This window comes from Microbacterium sp. MMO-35 (assembly GCF_037147555.1).
GTDB lineage: Bacteria > Actinomycetota > Actinomycetes > Actinomycetales > Microbacteriaceae > Microbacterium.
On sequence record NZ_JBBCVH010000002.1, the window covers coordinates 432396 to 454258 of the forward strand.

Annotated in this window: 28 protein-coding genes and 2 tRNA genes; all 30 read left to right on the forward strand. The window is 69.4% G+C overall.

Annotation, left to right across the window (positions count from 1 at the left end; genetic code table 11):
* Nucleotides 1-17: 17 nt before the first annotated feature.
* Complete coding sequence (locus WFJ01_RS05410; RefSeq protein WP_336628421.1) at nucleotides 18-260, forward strand: hypothetical protein; 243 nt, start codon at nucleotides 18-20, stop codon at nucleotides 258-260.
* The gene (locus WFJ01_RS05415) at nucleotides 257-727 is read left to right on the forward strand and encodes a hypothetical protein (protein ID WP_336628422.1); all 471 of its coding nucleotides are present in this window, start codon (nucleotides 257-259) and stop codon (nucleotides 725-727) included. The genes WFJ01_RS05410 and WFJ01_RS05415 overlap by 4 nt, the downstream gene beginning before the upstream one ends.
* Nucleotides 724-1080: a hypothetical protein gene (locus WFJ01_RS05420; protein ID WP_336628423.1), complete on the forward strand. Its 357-nt coding sequence runs from the start codon at nucleotides 724-726 to the stop codon at nucleotides 1078-1080. The genes WFJ01_RS05415 and WFJ01_RS05420 overlap by 4 nt, the downstream gene beginning before the upstream one ends.
* Nucleotides 1077-1724 (forward strand): metallophosphoesterase, encoded by a 648-nt coding sequence (locus WFJ01_RS05425; RefSeq protein ID WP_336628424.1) that lies wholly within the window; start codon nucleotides 1077-1079, stop codon nucleotides 1722-1724. Before WFJ01_RS05420 ends, WFJ01_RS05425 begins: the two co-directional genes overlap by 4 nt.
* A gap of 91 nt (nucleotides 1725-1815) precedes the next feature.
* Nucleotides 1816-3048: an RtcB family protein gene (locus WFJ01_RS05430; protein WP_336628425.1), complete on the forward strand. Its 1233-nt coding sequence runs from the start codon at nucleotides 1816-1818 to the stop codon at nucleotides 3046-3048.
* Between the two features lie 17 nt (nucleotides 3049-3065).
* A complete protein-coding gene (locus tag WFJ01_RS05435) occupies nucleotides 3066-3317 on the forward strand; it encodes a hypothetical protein (RefSeq protein WP_336628426.1) in 252 nt (83 codons plus the stop codon).
* Nucleotides 3314-3517, forward strand: a complete 204-nt coding sequence (locus WFJ01_RS05440; RefSeq protein ID WP_336628427.1) for a hypothetical protein — start codon at nucleotides 3314-3316, stop codon at nucleotides 3515-3517. The genes WFJ01_RS05435 and WFJ01_RS05440 overlap by 4 nt, the downstream gene beginning before the upstream one ends.
* A 113-nt stretch (nucleotides 3518-3630) precedes the next feature.
* The gene (locus tag WFJ01_RS05445; RefSeq protein WP_336628428.1) at nucleotides 3631-4017 is read left to right on the forward strand and encodes a hypothetical protein; all 387 of its coding nucleotides are present in this window, start codon (nucleotides 3631-3633) and stop codon (nucleotides 4015-4017) included.
* Nucleotides 4014-4340, forward strand: coding sequence for a hypothetical protein (locus WFJ01_RS05450; RefSeq protein WP_336628429.1), 327 nt, complete (start codon nucleotides 4014-4016; stop codon nucleotides 4338-4340). Before WFJ01_RS05445 ends, WFJ01_RS05450 begins: the two co-directional genes overlap by 4 nt.
* 221 nt (nucleotides 4341-4561) lie before the next feature.
* Nucleotides 4562-4637 (forward strand) — tRNA-Asn (locus WFJ01_RS05455).
* A gap of 46 nt (nucleotides 4638-4683) precedes the next feature.
* A tRNA-Lys gene (locus WFJ01_RS05460) sits at nucleotides 4684-4757 on the forward strand.
* A 251-nt stretch (nucleotides 4758-5008) separates the two neighbouring features.
* Nucleotides 5009-5311 carry an HNH endonuclease gene (locus WFJ01_RS05465; RefSeq protein WP_336628430.1) on the forward strand — a complete coding sequence of 101 codons (303 nt, stop codon included), beginning with the start codon at nucleotides 5009-5011 and terminating at the stop codon, nucleotides 5309-5311.
* Between the two features lie 288 nt (nucleotides 5312-5599).
* On the forward strand, nucleotides 5600-6091 hold the full coding sequence (locus WFJ01_RS05470; protein ID WP_336628431.1) for an HNH endonuclease: 492 nt from the start codon (nucleotides 5600-5602) through the stop codon (nucleotides 6089-6091).
* Nucleotides 6092-6122: 31 nt separating this feature from the next.
* On the forward strand, nucleotides 6123-6605 hold the full coding sequence (locus WFJ01_RS05475) for a phage terminase small subunit (protein WP_336628432.1): 483 nt from the start codon (nucleotides 6123-6125) through the stop codon (nucleotides 6603-6605).
* A gap of 31 nt (nucleotides 6606-6636) precedes the next feature.
* Nucleotides 6637-8355 carry a hypothetical protein gene (locus WFJ01_RS05480; protein ID WP_336628433.1) on the forward strand — a complete coding sequence of 573 codons (1719 nt, stop codon included), beginning with the start codon at nucleotides 6637-6639 and terminating at the stop codon, nucleotides 8353-8355.
* A 99-nt stretch (nucleotides 8356-8454) separates the two neighbouring features.
* Nucleotides 8455-9834: a phage portal protein gene (locus tag WFJ01_RS05485; RefSeq protein WP_336628434.1), complete on the forward strand. Its 1380-nt coding sequence runs from the start codon at nucleotides 8455-8457 to the stop codon at nucleotides 9832-9834.
* 16 nt (nucleotides 9835-9850) lie between these two features.
* On the forward strand, nucleotides 9851-10684 hold the full coding sequence (locus tag WFJ01_RS05490; protein ID WP_336628435.1) for a VG15 protein: 834 nt from the start codon (nucleotides 9851-9853) through the stop codon (nucleotides 10682-10684).
* A 98-nt stretch (nucleotides 10685-10782) separates the two neighbouring features.
* Nucleotides 10783-11304, forward strand: a complete 522-nt coding sequence (locus tag WFJ01_RS05495; protein ID WP_336628436.1) for a hypothetical protein — start codon at nucleotides 10783-10785, stop codon at nucleotides 11302-11304.
* 44 nt (nucleotides 11305-11348) lie between these two features.
* Nucleotides 11349-12314 carry a P22 phage major capsid protein family protein gene (locus tag WFJ01_RS05500; protein ID WP_336628437.1) on the forward strand — a complete coding sequence of 322 codons (966 nt, stop codon included), beginning with the start codon at nucleotides 11349-11351 and terminating at the stop codon, nucleotides 12312-12314.
* An 81-nt stretch (nucleotides 12315-12395) separates the two neighbouring features.
* A complete protein-coding gene (locus WFJ01_RS05505) occupies nucleotides 12396-12866 on the forward strand; it encodes a hypothetical protein (protein WP_336628438.1) in 471 nt (156 codons plus the stop codon).
* Nucleotides 12866-13228: a hypothetical protein gene (locus tag WFJ01_RS05510; RefSeq protein ID WP_336628439.1), complete on the forward strand. Its 363-nt coding sequence runs from the start codon at nucleotides 12866-12868 to the stop codon at nucleotides 13226-13228. Before WFJ01_RS05505 ends, WFJ01_RS05510 begins: the two co-directional genes overlap by 1 nt.
* A 92-nt stretch (nucleotides 13229-13320) precedes the next feature.
* Nucleotides 13321-13518 (forward strand): hypothetical protein, encoded by a 198-nt coding sequence (locus WFJ01_RS05515; RefSeq protein WP_336628440.1) that lies wholly within the window; start codon nucleotides 13321-13323, stop codon nucleotides 13516-13518.
* Nucleotides 13515-13961 carry a hypothetical protein gene (locus tag WFJ01_RS05520; RefSeq protein WP_336628441.1) on the forward strand — a complete coding sequence of 149 codons (447 nt, stop codon included), beginning with the start codon at nucleotides 13515-13517 and terminating at the stop codon, nucleotides 13959-13961. The genes WFJ01_RS05515 and WFJ01_RS05520 overlap by 4 nt, the downstream gene beginning before the upstream one ends.
* A gap of 3 nt (nucleotides 13962-13964) precedes the next feature.
* On the forward strand, nucleotides 13965-14693 hold the full coding sequence (locus tag WFJ01_RS05525; protein ID WP_336628442.1) for a phage tail tube protein: 729 nt from the start codon (nucleotides 13965-13967) through the stop codon (nucleotides 14691-14693).
* Between the two features lie 116 nt (nucleotides 14694-14809).
* A complete protein-coding gene (locus WFJ01_RS05530) occupies nucleotides 14810-15085 on the forward strand; it encodes a hypothetical protein (RefSeq protein ID WP_336628443.1) in 276 nt (91 codons plus the stop codon).
* Nucleotides 15086-15240: 155 nt separating this feature from the next.
* Entirely contained in the window at nucleotides 15241-15423 is a 183-nt protein-coding gene (locus WFJ01_RS05535) for a hypothetical protein (RefSeq protein ID WP_336628444.1), read from the forward strand.
* Nucleotides 15424-15431: 8 nt separating this feature from the next.
* On the forward strand, nucleotides 15432-18308 hold the full coding sequence (locus tag WFJ01_RS05540) for a phage tail protein (RefSeq protein ID WP_336628445.1): 2877 nt from the start codon (nucleotides 15432-15434) through the stop codon (nucleotides 18306-18308).
* A 20-nt stretch (nucleotides 18309-18328) separates the two neighbouring features.
* Entirely contained in the window at nucleotides 18329-19195 is an 867-nt protein-coding gene (locus tag WFJ01_RS05545; protein WP_336628446.1) for a hypothetical protein, read from the forward strand.
* Nucleotides 19192-20892, forward strand: a complete 1701-nt coding sequence (locus WFJ01_RS05550) for a Gp37-like protein (RefSeq protein WP_336628447.1) — start codon at nucleotides 19192-19194, stop codon at nucleotides 20890-20892. Before WFJ01_RS05545 ends, WFJ01_RS05550 begins: the two co-directional genes overlap by 4 nt.
* A gap of 76 nt (nucleotides 20893-20968) precedes the next feature.
* Nucleotides 20969-21862, forward strand: a complete 894-nt coding sequence (locus tag WFJ01_RS05555; RefSeq protein WP_336628448.1) for a hypothetical protein — start codon at nucleotides 20969-20971, stop codon at nucleotides 21860-21862.
* Nucleotide 21863 lies beyond the last annotated feature (1 nt).

Below are 21863 nucleotides of genomic sequence, written 5' to 3' on the forward strand. Positions count from 1 at the left end.
CACGCAAGGAGCCTTTCGTGTACAATCTCATCCCCTTCCCGACCCACACTTCCACCGTCCCCGTGCCGCTCCACCGCGACGCCGACGACGACCGCCTGGAGGAGCCGCGCTCGCGCGTCGCCTTCGCCCCGCGTCCGGCGCTCCGCGACCCGATGGAGCCCGGATCCCTCTTCCGCCTGCACTTCGGCGACGGCATGAACGCGCAGGGCCAGGCCCTCGCCACCGCCCGCCAGGTCTTCTCCGAAAGGACCGCAGCATGACCACCGCCGCTCCTGCCCGCCCCGCCGTCCTCACGTTCGGCGACCTGCCCCGTCGGGAGCAGCTCCTCCACTATCTCCGCTGGGATCAGGAGCGACTGGAGCGCTGCCGAGCCGGGTACGTCCGCGACATGAGCCGAGGGCACAGCCGGGAGATGCGCTGGAAGCACGACCCGGAGAAAGCCGCCCGACGTGTCTACCACTACGAGGCCCGCGTGCAGAGGCACCGCGACGAGCTGGCCGACGACCTCCTAGCCCGCCTGACCCCCAGCACCGCCGACCCGCTGGAGGACGCCCGCTGGGAGGCGCTGACCGCCGAGCGCGACGCACTGGCCGCCCAGCTCTCCGCCGTCGAGCAGCTCGCCGAGCGCTGGGGCCTCCAGCGGGACCGCTACCGCGAACAGGGCGCATACTCCGCCGCGGGCTTCCTTGTCCGTATCACCACCCAACTCCGAGAGGCCATCGCATGAGCACCAACATCTACCCCTACGAGCATGCCGCCAAGGTCGCCGCACAGCGCGCCCGCGGCCAGCAGCTCGCCGCCGCCGTCGAGACCTTCCGCGAGACCTGGCACCAGGCCGACGCCCAGGGCCGCGCCGGGTCCCGCGTGAAGGCTGGCCTCCGAGCCGTCCTCCTGCCCGTCCTGGTCGAGCGCGACACCCTCCGCGAGGAGCGGGACGCGGCGCTGGCCAAGCTCGCACAGGTGGACCAGCTCGCGACAGAGCACGAGCAGCTCGCCCGGGCCTACACCACCTACGGTGCCCACTCGCTCGCCGCCAGCCATCAGTCCGCCGCGCGCTACCTCCGAAGGGCTATCGCATGACCCGCCGCCAGCCCCAGACCTTCTACACCTCCGACCTCCACCTGGGCCACGACAAGGTCGCCCGCCTCCGCGGCTTCGAGGAGACCCACGGCCACGACGCCGCGCTGGCCATGCGCTGGCGGCTCACCGTCCAGCCCCAGGACACCGTCTATGTCCTGGGCGACGTGACCGGCACGAGCGCCACGGCCCGCGTGGAGGCAGCCCTAGACCTCCTCCGTCTTCTCCCGGGCCGCAAGCACCTGATCGCGGGCAACCACGACCCGGTCCACCCGATGCACCGGCGCAGCTTCGCCCGCTGGATGCCCGCCTACCTGGAGGTCTTCGACACCGTCGCGCCCTTCCTCCGGCGTCGCATCGGCGGCCACGAGGTGGCCCTGTCGCACTTCCCCTACGCCTCCTACGGCGAGGGGCCGCACCGCGGCGGGGCCGAGGCGAGCCGTCATGACCAGTGGCGGCTCCCGGACCTGGGCCTCCCGCTCCTCCACGGCCACACCCACCAGCCCGAGCGTGAGCACGTAGACGAGGCCTGGGAGCGCGCCCTGCGCCCCTCCCGCGGTATCCACGTCGGCGTAGACGCCTGGGGCCTTGCCCCCGCACCGCAGGAGGCCATCATCTCGATCCTGGACGGCTGGGCCAAGGCATGAGCGAGTGCCTGGCCTGCCGCCTGGAGCAAGCCACCACCGGACGCCCCGCTTGCCACCTGTGCGCATCTCCCACCACCGAAAGGACCCCCGCATGACCAATTTCCCCGTCACCCTCTCCTCCACCGCCGCGCCCGTGCTCGCCTGGGCCGATGAGTCCACCATCGAGCACGCCGCGCTCCAGCAGCTCCGCGACGTCTCGCAGCTCCCGGGCCTCCACGGGCTCCGAGTGATGCCCGATGTCCACTTCGGCAAGGGGGCCACCGTCGGCTCCGTCATCGCCATGGAGCAGGCCCTCGCCCCCGCTGCCGTCGGCGTGGACATCGGATGCGGTGTAAACGCCGTCAAGACCTCGCTGCACCTGGAGGACCTGACCGCCACCGACCTGGCCAAGCTCCGCTCGCGCTTCGAGGCCGTCGTGCCCGTCGGCTTCGCGGCGCACAGCCCTCAGCGCGACTCCCGCGAGAACCTGCCCACCCGCTTCGCCACGGCGGCCTACGGCCTCATGGGCCGCTTCAAGGACCTGCACGCGCCGGTCTCCGAGATGGAGGGCCGCGCCGCCGCCTCCCTGGGCACCCTGGGCAACGGGAACCACTTCATCGAGCTGACCAAGGACGACGAGGACGCCATCTGGATCACGCTGCACTCCGGCAGCCGTGGCATCGGAAACCAGCTCGCCCAGCGCCACATGGAGGTGGCCCGCAGCCTCCCGGCGAACGCCGACCTTCCCGACCACCTCCGCGAGCTGTCCCTGTTCTACAAGGGCACGCCGGAGATGGACGCCTACCTGCATGACCTCCGCTGGGCGCAGGAGTACGCCATGCACTCGCGCACGATCATGATGGCCCTGGTCAAGCGTGAGCTGAGCGACCACTTCGAGCGGGCCATCGGGCTGGACGGCAAGGCGGGCGTCTCGTTCGCCGACGAAATCAACTGCCACCACAACTACGTCTCTGAGGAGGTCATCGACGGCAAGCCCATGATCGTGACCCGTAAGGGGGCCATCTCCGCGCGCTCCGGCGAGCTGGCGCTGATCCCGGGCAGCATGGCCACCGGCTCCTACATCGTCCGCGGCCTGGGCAACCCGCAGAGCTTCTACAGCGCCTCCCACGGGGCTGGACGGAAGATGTCCCGGACCAAGGCCCGGAAGACGTATACCGCCGCCGACGTGGCCCGCACCATGCAGGGCATCGAGGCGCGCACCGACGAGGGCGTGGTGGACGAGATTTCGCTGGCCTACAAGGACCTGGACTCCGTCATCGCCGCCCAGAAGGACCTAGTCCAGCCGGTGGCGCGACTCCAGACCATCCTGTGCGTGAAGGGCTGACCTGTATGGTGGTAGACATGACCAGCCCCCAGGACCTCGCCGCTCGCGCCCGAGCCTTCGCCGATCGGTGGCGCGACAACCCGCAGAACGGCGACACCATCTACGCCCTCTACTTCATGGAGGGCGAGGGGGCCGAGCGCCACGAGGAAAGCGTGGAGGTGTCGGCATCGCTTCTGGATGACATGGCCGACGCTATCGAGGCCGCCTACCGGATGGGCTACAGCGACGGCTTCAAGGACGGGCGCAAGGTCCAGGAGGCCAGCGCATGACCGACGCAGTCGCCGAGGCCATCGCCGAGCTGGAGTCCACCGGCGAGACCGTGGCCAAGCTCAAGGCCGCACTCCGGCAGGCTCGCGTCGCTCAGCGCGTCGCCATCAACAAGGCAGCCTCCGCGGGGCTGTCCGAGGTCGCCATAGCCCAGCACGCGGGCGTCACCAGGATGACCGTCCGCGCCGACCTGGGCAAGTAGCGACTCCCCCGAGGCCCCCAGCTCCATCTCCGGCGCTGGGGGCCTTTCGCCGTTTCTGGGCAGCCCACCGGCCCCAGGCGCACTCCTCCTCGACACCAACGAGAGGAAACACCATGACCGACCGCCTCAACCGCCTGATCCTGACCGACAAGGACGGAGACACGCTCCGCATCGAGCGCGCCACCGAGCCCGACAACGGGGCCGCCTTCCTGGTCACCAGCACCAGCGGGGTCTTCCTCACCGCTGAGCAGGCCCGCCAGCTCATCGACCGCCTGGAGCCGGTCGCCGCGCCGCCGCGCACTGCGCTGGACGTCTTCAAGGACTTCCCGCTGGGCCAGGCTTTCCTCCGCAACGACCGCAGCGGCCGCGACCGCCGCGTGAAGGTCTCCACGACGCACTACGTCACTACCCGCCAGCGCGCGGGCGAGCCGACCATCTACGAGGCGGCCCGGTTCTTCGAGGGCCAGCCGGAGAACATCATCGAGGCGGTCACCGCGTGAGCGCACTGGCCGAGCGCCCCGAACCGCCGCAGCCTGGCTCCCTCGCCTCCAGCCCGCTGGACAAGGCGCTGTCTGCCATGCAGAGCGACCCGTGCGACCCGACCAAGGAGACGCCCGCGGACTACTTCGCCCGCATCGTCACGGCGCGCTCCCTGAACGCCGCCCGTGGCGAGGGCCTGAGCGTCCACGCCGCCGTCGGGGCCATCGGTCGCCAGCTCGTGGCCGTCGCGGCGCTTCTCCCGGTGCTGCCCTCTCCGGAGGAGCTGGAGGCCGAGCTGGCCGACCTCGCGGCGCTTCCCGAGACCCGGGAAGGCGGCGCGTGATGGCCCCGACGTTCCGTCTCTTCGCGGTGGACTCCGACGGCGTCGCCGTGGTGATCGCCTACAGGCTCGCCATGGATCGCGATGGCTGGGTCCGCGTCGTCATCCTCTGAGCGCTCTGGGCAGCCAGGCCCACTTATATGTGAGGGAGAAATCCTTCGATCCCGCCGACTGGGCGCGCTGATACGGATAGCGGCCCAGCGCGGGACCTTCTCCCGCACCTTTGGCCAGTAGCTCAGCAGGCAGAGCACCCGATTGTTAATCGGGCGCGCGTTGGTTCGATCCCAGCCTGGCCAGCCACGCCGCGAGACTTGCGGTCCTTCACCGGCCTCCCCTCGCGGCATCTGCATCTGTAGCTCAGTCGGTTAGAGCTGCCGCCTCTTAAGCGGAAGGTCCCAGGTTCAAGTCCTGGCAGATGCACGTAGGGGGAGGTCGCCGGTTCAAATCCGGCCCTCTCGGACCCAAGCGCCGAGAGGTAGCTCAGCATGGCAGAGCGCCCCCGTTGCCAATAGGCCCCGCCCCCGGTCGAGTCATCAGCTCCCAGGGCCGGGGCCTCCAACTTCCACCCCACCCCTCGTGTTCGAGAGCCACCCCCATCTCCACGAGGGCCGCCCCCATCCCGCGCTCACCACCCGGGCATGGGGGCTTTGTCGTACCCACGAGGAGATGCCATGGCCTGGGACACGAGCACCCGCAAGGAGGAGCTGCCCTACGACTGGCAGACCCGGCGCATCCGCGTGCTTCGCCGTGATGGCTACAGATGCCAGGCGCGCGACAGCCAGGGCCGCCTGTGCGGACATCCTGCAAACCAGGTTGACCACATCGAGCGCGGCAGCAACCACGACGAGGACAACCTGCAATCGCTGTGCCGCTGGCACCACGCCCAGAAGTCCAGCGCCGAGGGCCACGAAGCGCAGCGCCCAAAGCTCAAGCAAGCTCGCGAGCCCGAGCCGCATCCCGCATTTCGACGGTAGTTCGGCCACGGCTCCCCGGCGTGTTCCGGCGCAGAAAAGTTATCGGCGTGTCGGCTTGACAACTACCGCCCCGGGGGGGTGACTCCCTCCCCGCCCCCACTCAGGCCCCCGGAGCGCCATAGCTTCTCGCGGTGCGCGCAAGTCCCAGGGTTTACACGCTGTGAGCTTCCCCAGAACAACTACCCACTCCCTAAAGGACTCCCTATGGCTGAGCGTACCCATGGGCTACGCGGCACGTACCGCCACGGCTGCCGGTGCGCCCTTTGCCGCGCCGCTCAAACGGCATACATGCGCGAGTACCAGCGCAGACGGGCCGCAGCCGGGACGAGCTGGAACAGCGTGAACCGCGAGCTGCACAATGCGCACAACGCCGCCACCCGTGCGACCAACTCCGCACGCTCCGAGGCCGCCATCCTCGCCGCCCGCGCGCGGCTCCGCCCAGACAACCTCAAGCGCTGCCAGGAGTGCAAGGCGCGTCTGCCGCTCTCCGACTTCGGCGACCGCGCCATGGAGCCGGACGGCCTACGCCACACGTGCAAGCCCTGTGACGCCAAGCGCGGCAACACCGCCCGCCTGATCCGCGCCGCCCTCCCATCCTGGGAGGAGCGCGAGCTGTGGGCATGCATCTACTGTGACCACCCCTGGGAGCACGTTGACCACGTCATCCCCCGTGCCCTGGGCGGTGCCGACGACCCCCACAACCTTGTCCCGGCGTGCGCCGAGTGCAACCTGAGCAAGAACGATACGCCCGTCCTGGACTGGATCGCCTCCCGGCGCTAGTCCCTGTTTACACGCCCAAGGAGGTGCTGCCATGCCCGGACCTGTCCCTCAGATCGCCCACCAGCGCGAGCGAGACACCAAGCGCCGCCAGGGTGGCAGCGTCGCCCTGATCGATGACGGGGAGCTTCGCGGCCCTGCGTTCCCCTTCGACATCATCCCCACGCCGCACCCCGCGACCGTCGAGTGGTGGGAGACCTGGCGACGGGCGCCGCAGGCGTCGATCTTCCAGCCCACCGACTGGCAGACGCTCAAGCGCGCCGTGCGCCTCCAGGAGGACACGATGACCGCCGTCCGCGCCTCCGCCGCCGCCATCTCCGAGCTTCGCCTGATCGAGGAGCGTCTCGGCGCGACCGTCGTGGACCGCCTCCGCGCCAAGCTCACCATCGTGCAGCCCTCCCCGGTCGAGCCGCTCGCCCCGGTCACGCCAATCTCCGCCGCTGGCGGCCTGGCTGACCGCATGCGCCGCCCTGCCGCGCCCGCCCCTGCTCCTGTAGAGGACACGCCACCCTTCTGACCCCGGCCCTCTCAACGACGAGAGGACCTCCATGGACCCCAGAAGCCCCGCCGTTACGTCGGTCGAGGAGTTCCCCTTCAAGGCCGACGGCTCCCCCGCCATCCCGACCCTCGGTGTGGCCGTGGTCGAGCACATCGAGCGCTACCTGCTCCAGCCCGACGGCGACGCCGCGGGCGAGCCCTTCCAGCTCACCATCGAGCAACTCAACTTCGTGATGTGGTTCTACGCCATCGACAAGGAGGGCCGCTTCATCCACCGGCGCGCCATCCTCCGGCGTGCCAAGGGATGGGGCAAGAGCCCGTTCCTCGGCGCGCTCGCGCTCACCGAGCTGACCGGCCCCGTGCGCTTCGGCGGCTGGGACGCCTTCGGTCGCCCCGTCGCGGTCCCCCACCCGATGCCGTGGATTGTGATCGCGGGCGTCTCGGCCACCCAGACCGAGAACACCATGGCCGCCATCCGCGCCATGGCGGAGGGTACGGACTTCTTCGAGGACTTCGGTCTGGACGAGCACTCCATCGGCATGACCCGCATCCTCCTGCCGACGGGCGGCAAGATCGTGCCCGTCACGGCCAACGCCGCCACCCAGGAGGGCGCGCGCCCCACGTTCACGATCATGGACGAGACCCACCATTGGACCGAGTCCAACGGAGGGGCCAAGCTCGCCCGCGTCCTCCGGCGCAACCTCGCGAAGGTGAACGGGCGCGCCATCGAGACGACGAACGCACACGCGCCGGGGCAGGACTCCGTCGCCGAACGCTCCTATCTCGCCTGGCTCGCGATCCGAGAGGGCCGCACGGTCGCCGGAGACAACGGCATCATGTACGACTCCCGCGAGGCTCCCGGAGACATCGACCTGGCAGACCAGGACGCCGTCCTCCACGGCCTCCGGTGCGCCTACGGGGATGCCGTCTGGGTGGACCTGGACCGCATCCTGGCGGAGGTCTACGATCCCGACACGCCCCCGGAAGAGGCCCGCCGCTTCTACCTCAACCAAATCGTCGCCGCCGCAGACTCCTGGATTGCCCCGGATGAGTGGCACGCCAACCGCAGCGACACCACGCCGCAGCTCAAGCTCGGGGACCCGAACAAGCCGACCGGCTATCAGTCCGGCGACACGGTCACCCTGGGCTTCGACGGCTCGCTGACCGACGACTCCACGGCCCTTGTGGCCGTCCGCGTATCCGACGGCGCGCCCTTCCTCCTGGCCATCTGGGAGAAGCCCGAGGGGCCAACCGGCGTCGGCTGGGCAGTCCCCAAGGAGGACGTCCGAGAGGCCGTCGCCTTCGCCTTCTCCCACCTGGATGTCGTCGCCATGTTCAGCGACGTTGCCTACTGGGAGACAGACGTGGACGCCTGGCGCGACGAGTACGCCGAGCGCCTCCTGGTCAAGGCCACCACGCGCCACGCCATCGGCTGGGACATGCGAGGCCACCAGATGGACACCACGCGCGCCGTAGAGGCGCTGCACCGCTCCATCACCGACCATGAGCTGCCCTGGACCGCCCACGAGCTTCTCGCGGGATCCAGCGCCGGTCTCCAGGGGCACGAAATCCTCACCCGCCATGTCCTGAACGGACGCCGCCGCATCAACCGGTGGGGCGTCTACTTCGGCAAGGAGACCCGCGAGTCGCCCAAGAAGGTGGACGCCCTCGCTGCCCTCGTGCTCGCCCGTCTGGCCCGCTCCCGCGTCCTCGCGGACGGCATCCTCAACCGCCGCCGTAAGCGCGTCGGAACGCTCATCGGCTTCTAGCCTCCCCGCTCACCTGACGCCCTCGCTGCCATACCCGTAAGCCCTCCCAGAGGCCATGTGACAGCGAGGGCTTCCCTGTCCCTCCTGAAAGGCGGCTGCATGGCCATCACCACCAAGCTCGCTGAGGAGCTGGACAACAAGCTCCATCGCGACCTTCGCCCCGGCGACCGCCTGGGCCGCGTCAAGCGCTACCTGGAAGGCGACCACGACGACGCCTACATGCCCCGCGGGGCCAAGGCCGAGTTCCGCCACCTCGCCAAGCGCGCCGTCACCAACTGGCTCCCCCTGGTCTCCGAGACCTTCGCTCGAGACCTGTTCGTGGAGGGCTACCGGACGCCCCGGAACGACCAGGACGAGAAGGCCTGGAAGCACTGGCAGCGCAACGGCCTGGACGCCCGCCAGTCCATCGCCATCCGCGGCGCACTGGAGCACGGCGCGAGCTACGTCCTGGTGCTCCCCGGCGACAACGGCCCGGTCATCAAGCCCCTCTCCCCGCTCCGGTCCATGGCCTGGTATCTGGACGATGACGACGAGTGGCCCGAGCTGGCCGTCCGCCGTCTCGGCAAGACGAAGGACGGCAAGGGCCGCCTCTTCGAGGTCTACCAGGGCGACGAGGTCGCCACCTTCGAGCGCTCTGGCGAGGGCCGCTACCGCCTGGTCAGCAACGAGTCGCACGGCCTGGGACATGTCCCGTGGGTCCGCTTCCGCGACCGCCTGGACGGGCAGGCCAAGGGCCTCATCGCGCCGCTGATCCCCCTCCAGGACCGTGTAAACGAGGTGAGCTTCGCCACGCTCATCGCCATCCAGTACGCCTCCTTCCGGCAGCGGTGGGCGACCGGCCTTGCCATCCCGGTGGACGAGGACCCCGACTCCCCGACGTTCGGGCAGCCGGTCGAGACCTTCGACGCCGCCGTGAACCGGCTATGGATCAGCGACTCCCCCGAGGCCAAGTTCGGCGACTTCGCACAGACCGAACTCTCCGGGCACCACACCGCCTACGAGGCCGCCGTGAAGACCCTTGCGGCCATCGGCCAGATGTCCCCCAACGTCATGATGGGCGACCTGGTCAACGTGTCCGGCGAGGCCCTTCTGAACATGCAGCACAGCACGCGGCGCAAGCGCTCCGAGCTGGAGACCATCTTCGGCGAGAGCTGGGAGCAGGTCTTCCGCCTCGCCGCACGCGCCAACGGCGACCCCGAGCCCTCCGAGGATGCACAGGTCCGCTGGCGCGATGCTGACGGCACCAACCTGGCCGCCACCGTGGACGCCCTGGGCAAGATGACCCAGATGCTCAAGGTCCCGGCTGAGGCGCTCTGGGAGAAGGTCCCCGGGATCACCGAGCAGGACATCCAGCGGTGGAAGGAGCTGGCCGCGGTCGATCCGCTGGACGCCCTCACCGAGGAAATCCGCCGACAGACCGCCACGCCGCCGCCCGTGCCCGCCCCTGTCCCCGAGCAGGTCCCCGTCCCGACCCCCTGACCGTTAGGAGGGCCTCATGGCCGCACCCGACTATGAGGCCCTCGCTAACGCACACATGCGCTCCCAGGTAGCGCACGCGGGCACCGTTCAGGCGGCGCTCGCTCGCCTCTGGGACGAGACGATTGACCCCGCCGACATCCCAGGGTCCTTCCTCCGCTTCCGAGCACGCGCGGCCATCTACATCGGCGCAGGCCGGATCCAGTCCGACCGAGTCGCCGACACCTACATGCGCGCCATCAAGGATCTGGCAGGACTAGACGCTCCGGTGCTAGTCCCCGTCGAGGCCCTGCCCGCTGGCCGCATCGAGGCGTCCCTGTCCGCAGCGTCGAGCAAGGCCCTGGCCCGAGCTTCCGCTACCACGGACAACGCCGAGGACCTCGCGCTGGCCAAGGAGGCCATGCTGGGATCCGCCAAGCGGCAGATCATCAACGCCTCCCGCGCCCGCGTCATCGAGTCCACACGGCGCGACCCTCAGCTAGGCCGCCGGGCGCGTGTCGGCGACGGGAACCCATGCGCCTTCTGCTCCATGCTCATCAGCCGCGGGCCGGTCTACTCGGCCATCTCGGCGCACTTCGCCGCGCATGACAAGTGTGGCTGCAACGCCCGTCCCGTCACGCCCGGCGACAACGGATGGAGCCCCGAGGCGCGCCGCTACCGCGACGCCTGGGACGCCGACACGCGCGCTGCCATGCGCGCCTACTTCGAGCAGCAGGGCCTCGCGGTCCCTGAGCGCTACTTCGCGCGCGAGGGCGAGGAGTCCTTCCGCACCCTCATGCGCCTACGCGCCAACGACAAGCAGAACGCCCGACGCCGCAAGGCGCGCGCCGAGCAGCTCGGTCTAGCCGCGTAACCACACCCCCAATCAGGCCCTACGGCACCCGCCGCGGGGCCTTTCTCATGCCCAGGCAAGGCCCTGGGCATCCCACCGTCCAAGGAGACGCAACCCCCATGCCCGACGCCCAGAACCCCGCCGACGAGACGGATCCCGCAGAGCAGCCCAAGGCGGCAGCCGAGCAGACCCACCCGTGGGGCGACAACTTCGACCCGGAGACCGCGTATCGCGCGCTGACCTCTGCCCGGGAAGCCGAGAAGGCCGCCAAGACCAAGCTGGCCGCCTTCGAGAAGGCCGAGCAGGACAAGGCCGACGCCGAGCTGTCCGAGCTGGAGAAGCTCCGCAAGGAGTTCGCCGAGCTGACCGCCGAGAAGACCGCGCTTGCCCGCACGGCGCAGCTCAACGAGCTGGGCCTGGACAAGGCGCTGCACGGCTTCATCTCCGGCGAGACCCCCGAGGCCATCGCCGAGCAGGTCACGGCCCTCAAGACGGCCATGGGCGCAGTCACCCCCGCCGCGGAGGACGACCCGGCCCCCGAGTCCACGACGACCCGGCCCCGGCCCAAGCTCACCCCCGGTCAGGGCGGCGACGACCCCGACGAGCTGGACCTCTCGGCCATCGCCGAGGCCGTCCGCTAAAGCACCTCCTCCCCTCCATCCCTTCGTCCTGAAAGGACACCTCCATGGCCACTTCCACCGGTCACACCTTCGACTACGACGCCGCGCAGGTCGCGACGGTCGCCGCAAAGCTCGTGCAGCAGGACGGCTACCTGTCGGCCCTGGTGTCGCACAACTACCAGGACGAGTTCCTGGCCCCGGGCACGGCGGGACGCCCGATCAAGATCAAGTACCCGACGGTGCTCCTGCCGCGCGAGCGCAACATCGATGACGTCACCAGCAACATCGAGCTCGACGCCATCGTGGAGACGGGGACGACCCTGAACCTGGACAAGAAGATGGTGTACAGCGCCGTCCCGCTGTCCGAGGCCGACCTGAACCTGAACCTCCAGGACTTCGCAGGCCAGGTGCTCCGCCCGCAGGCCCGCGGCATCGCCGAGGACATCGAGGACCGCGTCGCCACCAAGCTCCTGAGCGTGCCCAAGGCCACGGGCCTCCCGGCGTACAGCGCCAGCGACCCGGTCAAGTACTTCCTGGCTATCCGGAAGAAGCTCCGCGACAACGGCGTGCCGCTGGAGGGCCTCAACATGGCCGTCGGTACGCAGGTCTACATGGACCTGCTCGCGGCCAAGGTCATCCAGGACGCTTCGCAGTCCGGCAGCACCGCGGCGCTCCGTGAGGGCAACGTGGGCAAGGTCGCGGGCTTCACCATCGTGGAGCACACGCGCCTGGCGGAGAAGGAGGTCATCGCCCTCCACCGCGACGCCGTCACGCTCGTGACCCGCGCTCCCGCCGTGCCGCAGGGCGCGAGCTTCGGAACGTCGGTCACCGAGGGCGGCTATAACCTCCGCTACCTCCGCGACTACGACGCCATGAAGACCGTGGACCGCTCCATCCTCGCCACCTTCGTGGGCGTGGGCTTCCTGCCCACCTTCAAGCGGAACGTCAACAAGACGACCCGCGCCGTCACCTTCACCGAGCTGGAGAACGGCGGCATCGTTCACGTCCCGGACGTGACCGCGGCTCCGTAAGCGACGGCCTGAGCAAGGGGGCTTCCCATCACAGGGAGGCCCCCTTTCCCGTGCCCGCCAACCGACCCTCTGGAGCCTCGCATGCCCGCACCTCTCCCTCCCTCGCTGGAGGACCTCGCGCTCCGTATGGGGCTGGAGGACATCGACCTGGACGAGGACGGCAACCGCGCCCGCCTCCAGGCCGCCCTGGACGACGCAACCGCCCTCGCCCTCGCCGAGGTCTCCGCGGCCCTCGCAGACCGCTGGGCAGTCGCCGCCCCTGCCGTCATCCACGTGGTCATCCGCAGCGCTGCACGTCGCGCCTACGAGAACCCCCGCGGCATCGCCCAGGAGACTCTGGGCGAGCACACCGTGGGCCTCACGGACACCTCCGGGGCCTACCTGACCGCCCGCGAGCTGGGCATCATCCGAAAGGCCGCCACGGGCCGCGCTGGCGGCTACGTCGGCAGCATCCGCACCCCGAGCGCCTACGGCATCCCTGCCGAGCGCGCGACGGTCTACGTGTCCGTGGACGGCAGCCGTAGCGTCCCCTGGCTGGACGTGGAGCCGTAGTGCTGTCCACCACTCGCGCCCGCGCGGACCGCCTCCGCATCGTCCGCGGGACACTCGGCACCGACTCCTACGGCGAGCCGACCGGCACCTGGACCTTCGACCTGTCCACCGCTGTCCCGCTCCCCCGCGCCCGACTGGCCAAGCCGTCCCTGACTGTCCAGGAAGTCGAGGGTGTCCACCTGGGCGAGCACGACGCCGCCCTGCTCATCCTCCGGCGCTTCACCGACCTCGCCGGGACGTTCCTGGTCCTGGACCGCGATGGCCGCGCATGGCGCGCCGTCTCTGACCCCGTGACCCGCGACTCCCTCGCGTCCGGCGTCCTTACCGCCGTCCATATGACTCGAAATGAGGTGCGCCCCTGAGCAACTTCAAGATCACCCTGGCCCCCGACGGCATCCGGCAAGTCCTGAACAGCCCCGGAGTCCGCGCCGAAACCGCCGCCTACGCCGACACCATGGCGGGCCGCCTGGCAGGCCGAGTCAAGGCGCACGACGGCATCGCCCCGATCACACGCGACCAGCACATGTCCCATGACCGCCAGCAGGAGGGCGTAACGATCGCGCACCCGGGTGGTGTCGGCCTTGAGGCCGCCCACGGCTACCTCCGCAAGGCCGCGCGGGACGTGGGCCTTCGTCCCAAGGTCCGCGCATGACGTCAACCGCCATCCGCTTCCCGGACCCGCAGCGAGCCACGCGGGACGCCCTCCGTGCTGTCCTCCCCGCCTACGGCCTGGACGCTTCCGTGTCCATGTCCCGGCCCGAGACCGCCACCGGCGTCCCGCTGTCCCGCCCCCACATCCGCGTCCGTTCCGACTCGGCCTACCGGACGTCCAGGGTCTCCGCCGAGGCGGACATCCGCCTCACCATCTTCGCCAAGGACGAGGGAGCCGCAATGGCTCTCGCCGCCGACGTGGAGGCCGCCCTGCTTGCCGAGGTCACGACCTCCGACCTCCTGGGCTTCCGTTCGCTCTCCGGCCCTACACCCGGCGCGGACTTCGAGATGACCCAGGGCACGGGCACCGGGACCGGCGAGCCCATCGCCCTTCTCACCCTCTCTGCGCGGCTTCGTCCGCACCACCTCCTCCGAAAGGACTAGCCAATGGCTGGAAACTCCAACAACACCGCCCAGTGGGCCGGTGCAGACGTCTTCATTTCCCGCACTCCGGCAATCGCCGGCCCCACCGACCTGGTCTCCCCCTGGCCCGCAGGCTGGGACATCGTCGGCCTCCTGGACGGCGAGGAGGGCTTCACCGAGAAGCGCGAGGACGAGACCTCCGAGCGGTTCGCCTGGGGCGGCGTGCTCGTGCGCCGCAGCAAGTCCAAGCACAAGCGCACCATCCGCTTCGTCGCGCTGGAGGACAACCGAACGACCTTCGGCCTGGTCAACCCGGGCAGCGTCCGCACGTCGCTGAACGGCACCCGGCGTAGCACGGTCAAGGTCCCCTCCGCGGGCGACCGCTTCTCCATCGGCTTCGAGACCCGCGACGGCTCGCGCGTCAAGCGCCGCATCGTCCAGGCCGCCGAGGTCCAGGAGGTCGCGGAAATCAAGGAGTCCGAGACCGAGCCGACCGTCTACGACATCACCGTGGTCATCTTCCCGGACGCGGACGGCGTGCTCTACACCGACATCGAGACCGACCCGGAGGGCACCGTCACGCCCGCCTGGAAGGCGACCACGGCCTACGCCCTGAACGCGACGGTTGCGCTCTCGGGCGGCGCGATCCTCCAGGCCACCACGGCGGGCACGTCGGCAGCTTCGGCTCCGGCGGCTCCGGCGATCAACGCGACCGTCACCGACGGCACCGTGACCTGGAAGCGCATCGCGTAACCACCCCTCCAAGAGGGCAGAGATCCGCGCGGGGTCTCTGCCCTCTTCGCTGTGCCCACCCGCGCCCCCCTCCACACCCTTCCCTCCCCACCCGCGCTAAGGAGCGTTTACACATCATGGCCGCACGCAAGACCGCTAACCCCATCGCCGCCGAGGCAGTCCACGCCCTCATCGAGTTCAGCTACGACGGCGAGACCTACGCCGTCACCCCGACGAACGACTGGACGCTGGACGCTCTGGAGGCCTTCGAGGATGGCAAGGTCCTGACCCTGCTCCGCGAGGTCCTCGCCGAGGACGGCTACTCCAAGTTCCGCCAGAGCCACAACGCCGTGGCCGACATCCAGGGCTTCATGGCCGCTCTGCAGAAGGCCCAGGGCATCGCGGGAAACTGACCCAGCTCGCCGCCCATCTCCGATACCGACGTGACGCCGTAGAAGCCGACCTCCAGCGCTTCTACGGCGTCCCGCTGTCGGGGCTGTGGACGGGCGAGCTGTCCCTACGCCGCCTCTCAGTCCTGGTCGAGCAGCTCCCGCCAGAGGCGGCACTCATGCGCTCCGGCCTCCCCAAGAGCGCCTTCGGATACGGCGTGGCCGAGTTCCTCCTCATGGACCTCTTCCACGCCTTCACCGGCAAGCCCCACCCGAACCGCCCCGAGGCCGAGACCCGAGCCGAGCGCTACCAGAAGCTCCGTGAGCGTCTGGAGGCCCAGCGGGCACGCCTGTCCCCCTAGGAGGCTCCATGTCCGCGAACGTCGGATACGCCACGCTCAACATCATCCCGTCCGCCAAGGACTTCGGGCGCAACCTCACCAAGGAGGTCACCCCGGCCCTGGACTCCGCGGGGAAGACGGGTGGATCCGCCCTCGCCGACGGCGTCTCCAAGGCCTTCGGCTTCGCCACCACGTTCGTCCTGGGCTCCATCGCGGCCATCGGCGGCGGCATCCTCGGCCTGGCCGTCCATGGCGGCTTCTCGCGCGCGCTCAAGCTGGACGAGGCCCGGACCAAGCTCACGGCCCTGAACTACACCACGGACCAGTCGCGCGCGATCACCGAGAACGCGCTGGCATCCGTGAAGGGTACGGCCTTCGGACTGGACTCGGCCGTGTCGTCCGCCGTCGGCCTCCTGGCAGCGGGCATCCAGCCCGGTGAGCAGCTCCAGGGCGTCCTCACGACCATCTCCAATACGGCGGCCCTCGCCGGGACCTCCATGGACGAAATGGGGTCGATCTTCGGCAAGGTGGCCGCCAACGGCAAGGTCACCACCGAGGAGATGAACCAGCTTGCCGACCGGGGCGTGCCCATCTGGCAGTACCTCGGCGAGAGCATCGGCGTGAACAACTCCGAGCTTCGCAAGATGATCGAGACCGGCCAGGTCACGGCGGACATGTTCTTCAACGGACTCGGCCCCGCCGTCGAGGGTGTCGCCGTCAAGATGGGGACCTCCTTTAAGGGGATGCTGGCGAACGCCAAGGCCTCCCTGGGCCGCCTGGGCGCTCTCTTTGCCGGTCCCATCCTGGAGTCGAGCAAGGGCCTCCTGGGCGTCTTCACCGACCTCTCCGACCGGCTGGGGACCTACCTTGCCCCGTACGCCGCAGCGTTCGGCGCAGCGCTCGCAGGCATCGACTGGGCCACCGTCGCCGCCCAGGTGGGCGAGCTGGCCAAGAAGGCCTTCGACCTGGTCACGACCTTCTCCCCAGGCGTCGCCCTCTTCAACGCGCTCAAGCCGGTACTCCCGCAGCTCACCGCAGCGCTCATCCCGCTGGGCCAGGCTCTCTCCTCGGCGCTCGTGGCCCTCCTGCCGTCACTCCTGCCGCTCCTGGAGACGCTGACCAACCTCCTGGTCGCCGTGCTGCCCGTGGTCACCAATCTGGCCGTCGGCATCATCAACATGGTCACCGCCGTCATCCAGTGGGGCGTGGCCAACAAGGACATCGTCGGCACCCTCGCCACTGTGGGCGGCGTGATCGCTGGCGTTGTCGTCGGCGTCAAGGCGTTCAAGGCCGCGCAGCTCCTCCTGACCGCCGCCACTTACGGCACGCAGGGAGCCATGCTCCTTGCGGGCAACAGCGCCAAGGTCTTCGACATCGGCCTAAAGGCGTGGTCCGCAACCACCAAGGCCGCTGCCGCCGTGCAAGCCGCCTTCAACGTGGTCATGTCCGCGAACCCCATCGGGATCATCATCACGGCCATTGCCGCCCTGGTGGCGGGCCTCATCTACTTCTTCACCCAGACCGAGACCGGCAAGGCGATCTGGGCGGCCTTCACGAAGTTCCTCTCCGAGGCCTGGACCAACATCGTGAACTTCGCGAAGACGGTTTGGGGCGCGCTGGCATCGTTCTTCACCGATCTGTGGACGAACATCTCCAGCTTCTTCACGACCGTCTGGACGGCCATCGCGGACTTCGCCGTGGCCATCTTCACGCCCATTGTGGACTTCTTCGTGGGCCTCTGGACGGGAGTCTCAAATGCCTTCACGGCGACCTGGGACGCCATCGTGGCCTTCCTCACGCCGGTCTTCGAGTTCATCGCCGCCCTCATCAAGGGCTACATCGACATCTGGGTGGGCATCTTCCTGATCCTGGCCGCCGCGCTCAAGGTCGTCTGGGACGGCATCGTAACCGCGGTCACCACGGCCTGGAACGCCATCGTGGCCTTCGTTACGCCCATCGTGGACGCCATCGTGGCCTTCGTCACGTCCTCCTTCGAGACGTTCCTCAAGGGCTGGCAGGTCATCTGGACCGCGGTCAGCTCCTTCTTCTCGGATATCTGGAACGCCATCGTGGCCTTCGTCACGCCGATCATCAACGGCATCCGCGACACCATCACGACCGTAGTCGCCGCCATCCGCCTGGCGTGGGAGACCTACTGGAGCGCGGTCAGCGCCGTCTTCTCCGCGATCTGGAACGGCATCGTGTCCTTCCTCACGCCGATCATCAACGGCATCCGGAACACGATCACCAGCGTGGTCAACGGCATCCGTTCCACCTGGGAGAGCGTCTGGAGCGCCATCAGCTCCTTCTTCTCCGAGATCTGGAACGGCATGGTGTCCGCAGTCACCGGCGCAGTCGGAAACGTCGTGTCCGTCGTCTCCGGCATCCAGAGCAAGGTCATGTCCGCCATCAACGGCATCGGCGACTGGCTTTTCTCGGCGGGTGGCGACCTCATCCGGGGCCTGTGGAACGGCATCACGAACGTGGGCGACTGGCTCCGTAGCAAGATCACCGGCTTCTTCGACGGCGCGGTGGGGTGGGCCAAGGACATCCTGGGCATCCACTCCCCCTCAAAGCGCTTCGCAGAGCTGGGCGTCTACGTCGGCCAGGGCTTCGGCAACGGCATCGACTCAATGACGTCCAGCGTGGCCGCATCCGCGCGCGGGCTGGGTCAGGCCGCCATCGACGCCGTGGACGGCATGCCGGACCTCGCCATCGGTGCCCACCTGAACGGCACCGCGGACATTGCCTCCTCCGTCCCCGAGGGCGGCATGTACGGCGTGATGGCAAGCGCCCGAGCTGGAGGAAGCTCCACGACCCTCAACTACACCCAGGTGGGCGGTCAGGGACTCACCGCCGCTCAGGAGCTTGTGCGCGCCTCTCGCCAGCTCAAGCACATCCCCTAACCCCTGCAAGGAGTCCCGCAATGCATCCCACGTTCGCTATCGTCTCGCCGCGCGGCGAGCGGATCGAGCTGGCTACGTCCAGTGCCTCCGCCTCGCCCTTCCACCTGGACGACGAGACGACCGGGCTGGGTTTCGTTGGCCGCGAGGTGCAGGTATCCGCATCCACCGGCGACGGGGGGCGGCTTCGCGCTACGCGGACCGCCTCCCGCACCTTCAAGCTCGTGGTGGACGTCTGGGGCCGCACGGTCGCCGCTCGGGATGAGAACCTGGCCACTCTTGCACGGGTCGTGCGTCGAGTCACCGGCTTCCCGCTCCCTCGGCTCCAGGCGACCATGCCCGACGGCGTCGTGTTCGAGCTGCCCTTCGTCCACGAAGGCGGAGGGGACGACCTCAAGCGCATTGTCGCCGGAGGTCCGCAGGTGGTCCCGCTCGCGTGCATCGCTCCGGACCCCTACTGGGTCGCGCGCGACGCCACCCCCTACGTCATCGAGGGCCTCCAGTCCACGGGGACCTTCCTCCCCAAGCTGGCCCAGATGCACCTCACCAGCTCCGCGTCCTCGGGCATCCTGTACGTCGAGAACGACGGCGATGCCGACGCGCTGCCCGTGTGGCAGCTGACCGGCCCCACCACGCTGGCCACCATCGCGCTGGGCACCCGCCGTTTCACCATCGGCCCGCTCGCCGCGGGTGACGTCGTCACCATCGACACCGCAGCACGCACCGCGACCTTCGCGAACGGCTCCAACGCCTATCAACTCTTCGGTCCAGCCCCCTACCTCTTCCCCATCCCTCCCGGGTCGAACGAGCTGGGCGTGGTCATGAAGGACGCCACCGCTAAGACGTCCGCCGTGTGCTTCTTCCGACCGCGAAAGGAGGTCATCCTGTGAACGCCTCCGACCTTGTCGTGGAGGTCCGTGACGCTGACCTCACGCGCGTTGCGCAGCTCGCCGAGTCGGATCTGTCGGGACTCAACATCACCTCCCGGCACAACGACGTTGGATCCTGGCAGCTCACGCTCCCGGACACGGTCCTGGACGCGGAGACCGGGCAATGGGTCGAGCACGCCGCAGCCCAGCATCTCCGCAAGGAAGGCGCGGGCCTCATCGTGACCGCGCCGGGCCAGTCTCCCGAGACGCTCATCTCCGGGCCGATGACCTCCGCGACCTACGTGGCCGACGAAAACGACCTGACCGGTAAGTGGTCCTTCACCGGCGTTTCAGACGCGGTGCTCCTCTCCGATGCGCTCGCCTTCCCCGACCCTGAGACCTCCGCCGACCCGGCGAACCAGACTCGAGCGAACGACACCCGTACCGGCAACGCCGAGGACCTCATCCGCCAGTACGTCGCGTACAACATCGCGGCGACGAGTGCGCAGCCTGGCCGCATCGTCGGACTCCGCTCCCATCTTCGCCTCCGCGGCACCTCGCTGGGGCGCGGCAAGTCGCTGACCAAGTCGCCCCGCTTCCAGAACCTCCTGGAGCTGTGCCAGGAAATCGGCTTCGCGGGCGGCGTCAACTTCGACGTCCTCCAGACGGGCACGGTGCTGGAGCTAGTCATCACGGAACCGGCGGACCGCACCAAGACCATCCGCATGGACATGGCCAATCAGCTCCTCAAGTCGGTGACCTACGGCTATGGCGCTCCGACCACCACCCTGGCTCTGGTCGCGGGCCAGGGCGTCGGGACCGAGCGCCAGCTCATCGCCTGCACCAGCCCCGACGCCTCCGGCGCTGAGGAGCGCTGGGGTCGCCGCGTCGAGCGCTTCATCGATCAGCGCCAGACAGACGACGAGGCTGAGCTGACCCAGAAGGGCAATGAGGAGGTGCTCGCCGGGGCGGCTTCAACTACCGGCCTTGAGGCCGAACCGACGGATACCGACGCCATGCTGTACCTCCGCGACTGGCGAACGGGTGACCGTATCAGCGTCGTGGTGGAGGGCCAAGAGGTCGCCGCACAGGTGACCGAGGCTGCCATCTCCGTGCAGGGCTCCGCCGTCGTCTTCGTAGCCACGCTGGGCAACCCCGGGGCGTTCGACGTGGACGCCGCCAGCCAGCGCCGCTCCGCCGCGACCAGCTCGCGAGTCTCCGCCCTGGAGCGTAACGCCGAGGTCCCCCTCGCATCGCCCACGTCGTGGGGTGACATCGTCAACAAGCCCGCGACCTATCCGCCGTCCGCGCACACCCACGCGCTCGCTGACGGCACCGGCGACCTCCCCGTGGAGCGCGTCTCTGGAGACCTCCCCATCAGCCGGACGACGGGAGACCTGCCCATCAGCCGGACAACGGGAGACATCCCGGCGTCTCGCGTCTCGGGTCTGCCGACCCTGCCGCCGACCGCTGCCGGGACCTTCTCCTGGGGTCCCATCCCCGCGGCTCCATCCGGGGCCACCGCCGAAATCACCTTCCCCCCGGGCCGCTTCGCCACCCCGCCCCTGCTCCAGCTCACGTCCGCCACCAACGGGCCGATGTTCCTATACGTCGCGTCCGTCACCACCACGGGGGCGTCCATCCGCGTCTCCAACTGGACCGGCGCGAGCGGCATTGCGGCGGGCACCGGGCAGTGGTTCGCCACCGTCCCGCACTGATCCTCCCGTCCCTTGAGGGCCGTCCCTGCCATCTCCGGCGCGGGCGGCCCTTTCGCATGCCCGAAAGGACCTCCTCATGGCCACCACCTCCTGGCCTCGTGTAAACGAGGACACGACCGATGCCCAGTACGGCGAACTCTTCGACTCGATCATTGGCTCGGGCGTCCGCGACGCGGGCGGCCTCCTGGTCACCGCCGACTCCTCCGGCCTCACCGTCAAGGTGGCCGCAGGCTTCGCCGTCGTCGCCGGTAACGCCTTCCTCTCCACCGCCGTCGAGTCCCTGACCCTCGCCGCGAACCCCGGCACCACGCCCCGCACCGACCTGGTCTACCTCCGTCGCGACTTCACGGCTCCCGCTGGCCAGACGGTCCGACTCCTGGTCAAGTCCGGATCCACCAGCCTCTCCACCGACCCGCGCAGCGGCTACGACCTCCCGCTGGCCCACGTCACCGTCCCGGCTGGCGCGGTCACGATCACGTCGGGGAACGTCGCGGACCGCCGCCCCTTCCTCGCCACCACGGTAGGCGTCTGGGAGACCTCCGCCCGTCCGTCCAGCGCCCGTCTCGGCCGCGTCGGCTTCAACACCACTCTGGGAGTCTTCGAGGCCTACGCCGCAGGCGGATGGGGACCCCTGGTCACCTGGGCGACGATCCCCAACAAGCCTGCGCTCATCCCGGTTGCGGAGGGCGGCACGGGGGCCTCCGACGCCACCGGCGCGCGCACGAACCTGGGTGCAGCCGCCGCAGCGCACACCCACCCCTGGGCCGACGTCACCGGCAAGCCCACGTCCTACCCTCCGGCTGCACACGGCCACGACCTGACGGATGCCGCGGTCACCGGGATCCTCCCTATCTCCAAGGGCGGCACGGGGGCCTCCGACGCCACCGCAGCTCTCCAGGCCCTCGGCATCTTCGTTCAGGCCACCGCCCCGCCGCACGCGAACGGGCGCATCTGGATCAAGCGGGCGTAAG